This is a genomic window from Neisseria sp. HMSC074B07, from assembly GCF_001810355.1.
Classification (GTDB): Bacteria; Pseudomonadota; Gammaproteobacteria; order Burkholderiales; family Neisseriaceae; genus Neisseria.
This window is the reverse complement of sequence record NZ_KV800891.1, coordinates 10866-14473: the sequence shown is the minus strand read 5'-3', so window position 1 is coordinate 14473 and position 3608 is coordinate 10866. Positions and strand designations below refer to the sequence as shown.

4 protein-coding genes are annotated in these 3608 nt (G+C 43.3%); all 4 read left to right on the top strand.

The window, feature by feature from the left end; all coding sequences use genetic code 11:
- On the top strand, positions 1-439 hold a 439-nt coding region (locus HMPREF2726_RS14595), incomplete at its 5' end, for a DUF2345 domain-containing protein (RefSeq protein WP_246827842.1).
- Positions 436-1626 (top strand): DUF2515 family protein, encoded by a 1191-nt coding sequence (locus HMPREF2726_RS01240; protein WP_148132448.1) that lies wholly within the window; start codon positions 436-438, stop codon positions 1624-1626. The genes HMPREF2726_RS14595 and HMPREF2726_RS01240, both read left to right, overlap by 4 nt.
- Complete coding sequence (locus tag HMPREF2726_RS01235; RefSeq protein WP_070601920.1) at positions 1592-2602, top strand: hypothetical protein; 1011 nt, start codon at positions 1592-1594, stop codon at positions 2600-2602. The genes HMPREF2726_RS01240 and HMPREF2726_RS01235 overlap by 35 nt, the downstream gene beginning before the upstream one ends.
- A gap of 276 nt (positions 2603-2878) precedes the next feature.
- The coding region (locus HMPREF2726_RS01230; protein WP_148132450.1) for a type VI immunity family protein at positions 2879-3608 on the top strand (730 nt) is incomplete at its 3' end.

Here is a 3608-nt window from a genome sequence, read left to right as displayed (position 1 = left end):
CGAGTTGCAGTTGAATGCGCTGAAGGATGCGGTATTAACCAGCAGCGCAGGGAAAATCACCATCGCGGCGAAGGAAGAGATTCTGATTACCTGTAAAGGGGCGTATATCAAACTGGCGAACGGGGAGGTGGAGATTGGGAGTCCGAAGTTGGTAAGGGTGAAGGCGCCGATGGAGGTGACGGGACCAAATAGTGCAGGAGTAAATATGAAAGGTATGCCTGCGGTTGAAAAATATGATGAGCAGTTTCAATTTTTATTTCCTGATGGCAAACCTATGCATTCTATTGCGTATATTATCCATAATAAAGATGAGGTAATTACCGGCATTACGACTACTAAAGGTCTTAGTCATAGAATACATGCAGAAAAACAGCAGGAATTAAAAACTGAATTACAATGGGCTGATTTTGATTCTGCCCCACCATTTGGAGATGCATGAAAATGGCGACTAATTTAACATTTAGTACCTCACAAACCAATCAAACCCCAAAAAGTTGTCATTCCGAAAAGTGCACCTGTGATACTTTTTGGTCTTTATTACAACAGACGAGTTACATTAAACTTTCCAATAAAACTGGAAATAATCAATACCGTCTTGAAGTATGGTATGAGCAACGTGCACGAAGAATTGCGGCAATTTATGCACGGATTTATCTAGAAATGGAGAAAGAGTTAGGAGGCAACCCTAATTTAAAAGGGCGTTTTTATTGGATGGGGTTAGGTGCATTTGCCTCAAAAACGGTAGCAGCCACATTTAACTCTTGGGTTACAACAACAGGTCTTTGGGCTGCCAAAGTTCGGTATGTACCGAAATGGGCTGAAAAATATCGTGATGCAGCGAAATCCGCTCATATTTTCGCCAAAGGAAATTTATGGCTATTTATGGATGTTGCACCATGGCATTGGGCTTGGGCACTGAGTCCAGGCTCTTTTGAACAATGTAAAGCTAGTCGTAATGCAAGTAATTATGTTGCTCCAGTAAAAAAAGCCCTCAATGCTTTGCCTTGGGCATCCACAGCTCTGCCTGGTGTAAAGGGTTTTAAATTGACCTATGAAATACAGGAGGCTTTTAAAAAATTACCACTCATAGAAAACTTAAAACCATACAGTAAAAAAGCTTTAGAATTTCAAATCAAACACCTTAAACTGATTGCAGTACAAGAACAGAAGAATATCCTCCAAAGCATATGCTGGGATCATCCATGGATGCGTTTAGGTGCAGAAATGCAACGGTGGGCAAAGAATCCCAAGACTTTTATCCGCTTCCACAGCAGCTATGAAGAAGAACCGTATGCCGTCTATCTTCAAAGGTTGAAAGAATCCGGTGGTAATCATGCGGTTGAATCTTTCAACCGGCACGGTATGCCGCTGCCGCAGGCGGAAAGGGTCAAATACAGGTTGAAGGAAGACCCATTCTCCTATGCACCAGACAATATGAAGGCAGAGAAATATGATAGTAGGATGAAATGGATTTTAGACGTAGCGGATAAGTATCATAATTTAATGAGTGATCCGAAAAGTAGGGAATATATTGAAGGACACCTGCAAACCATAGCAGGCTGGATAGGCAGCACCAAAAAAGGAGAAACCGATGAATCTTGGAACGATCCACAAGGCAATCAGTGAGCGGGCTGTAGCAGCTTTGCTCGCTACTCTTTTGCTCGCTCTGATCTCATTAACAGTTCATGCTTTAGACAACAAGGAGAAAATCATGCCGCAGGAAGTAACTTTACAATTGGGCAAAAAAGGGCCGGAAAGCTTCAAACAGGCAGGTGCGATTGCGGATCACCATACCGCAGGAGAACTGGTCGGCTTTTTAGATTTGAATTGGCCGTCAAAACAATTGGGAGCCGTCACCATCCGCCACAGCGGCCATGACCTGACTATCCCGCATACCTTTACCGCCATGGGATCGGTACGTTCCGAACCTGAGGGAGAGGGAGTAAATGATATTGTTTTAAACAGCGGCATCAGTGCCAGCGAACTTATCCGCCATCGTGAAGCCTATGATTTATGGGTTAAGCTGATGAAGCGGATCCAGGACAGTGGTTGGCAACGCTATATTTATTTATCCAGTCCTCGGCTGACAGGTAAAGATGCCATCAGATATTTCCAAGGTGAAGAAAATTTTGGCTTGGGCGATATTACCGATCCCGGTGTAGTTCCCGATTTCAATACATGGTATAGCGTGATAAGACAAGGAGGCTTTATCGTGAACTTTTATTTGGACGGTGTTGAAATGAGTCTTTCATTTGACTCAACCGTCAACGACCAAGAAGATTTAGATGACATCAATAAAACATTAAGTTTTAAAGAATGGGGGCAGTATATGATGCGGATTGAGTTTAAAACCGCGCGCTACAGCACCCGAAATGACATATATAACACATTTATCCCTGACGGTTATGGCATCGATAAACTTCAAGAAGAAATGGATAAAATCAGCTCCCGCCTGCCGGAATACTGGCAACGCTACCGAAATATTGAACTGGCAAAACGCAAAAAAGAGGAGGCCATGTTGGTTAGCAAGGGGTATAAAATTGATGAGGGCTATCAGGATCCCGATTTACTACCTTATTTACAGAAAGAACCCAAATTTTAAAGTAGGAATAATACTTAAGGTTGCACGTTATCGGATTGATGTTGAGGGCGTGTGAAAACAAAGGTCGTCTAAAAATTTCAGACGACCTTTGTTTTTAAATTCTGTAATTGATTGTACTGTTGAATATATCAGCGAGGCAAGCAAAGAGGAGGCTGATGCCAGCCCTCACGTAACCGTATTAGGTTGCAATGGAGAAATCATTACCAGCAAAGAAGAAGCCCGCAACAGCTGCGCTGCCGGACACAAATCTTCATTTTAATTAAGAAAGGATAATCTATGGATGATACCAAAAAGCAACTCGCCGCCATCCGCTACACCGCCGACCGTACCAAACGCTACAACGAACATGGCTTTACCCTGTTGCAACTGGGCATACGCGGCGTGGTCTATTTCAATACCCGTGATAATGTCGCCGATGCCTTAACCGGTTTGATGGATTTCTATTACGAATGGTCGAAAGACAAGCTGACAATAGCTAGGCACGAAAGAGGCCATAGGGATATTAAAAAAGTCAAACTGACCGAAAAATCATATCTGAAAGAACGGGATACAATCTACCGGTGGTTGGACAATCGGAAGGAAAATCCGCCAGAGGTGATGTGGGGAATGCAAAGCGAGCATGCAGATACCAGCGCATCCTATTATTTCGACATTACCTCTATTGCCGCAGGTTTGGCAAATGAGCCGCATATGCCGTTAGGCACTCTGCTTTTTAATCTGCCACTGGAAATTTTGTCTTCCCCCAAAGATTTGGCAAAATTAGATGAATTTGTCGACAAGATTGCAGAGAAGCTGGATGTTTTCCACGGTTATATCGGACTGGCAGCAATTCCACCGCATAACTATTACGATGGTGCGCCATACGAATACGGGGTTTGCCGCGAGAATTTCGGTCTAATTCCGGTTACTACCGATTATTTGTCAACGTTTTATAGATACAACATACGCAGTATCAGTTGGTATACATTGGTTGGCAGGGAACTTTACGGACAGCTACCGGCAGGCA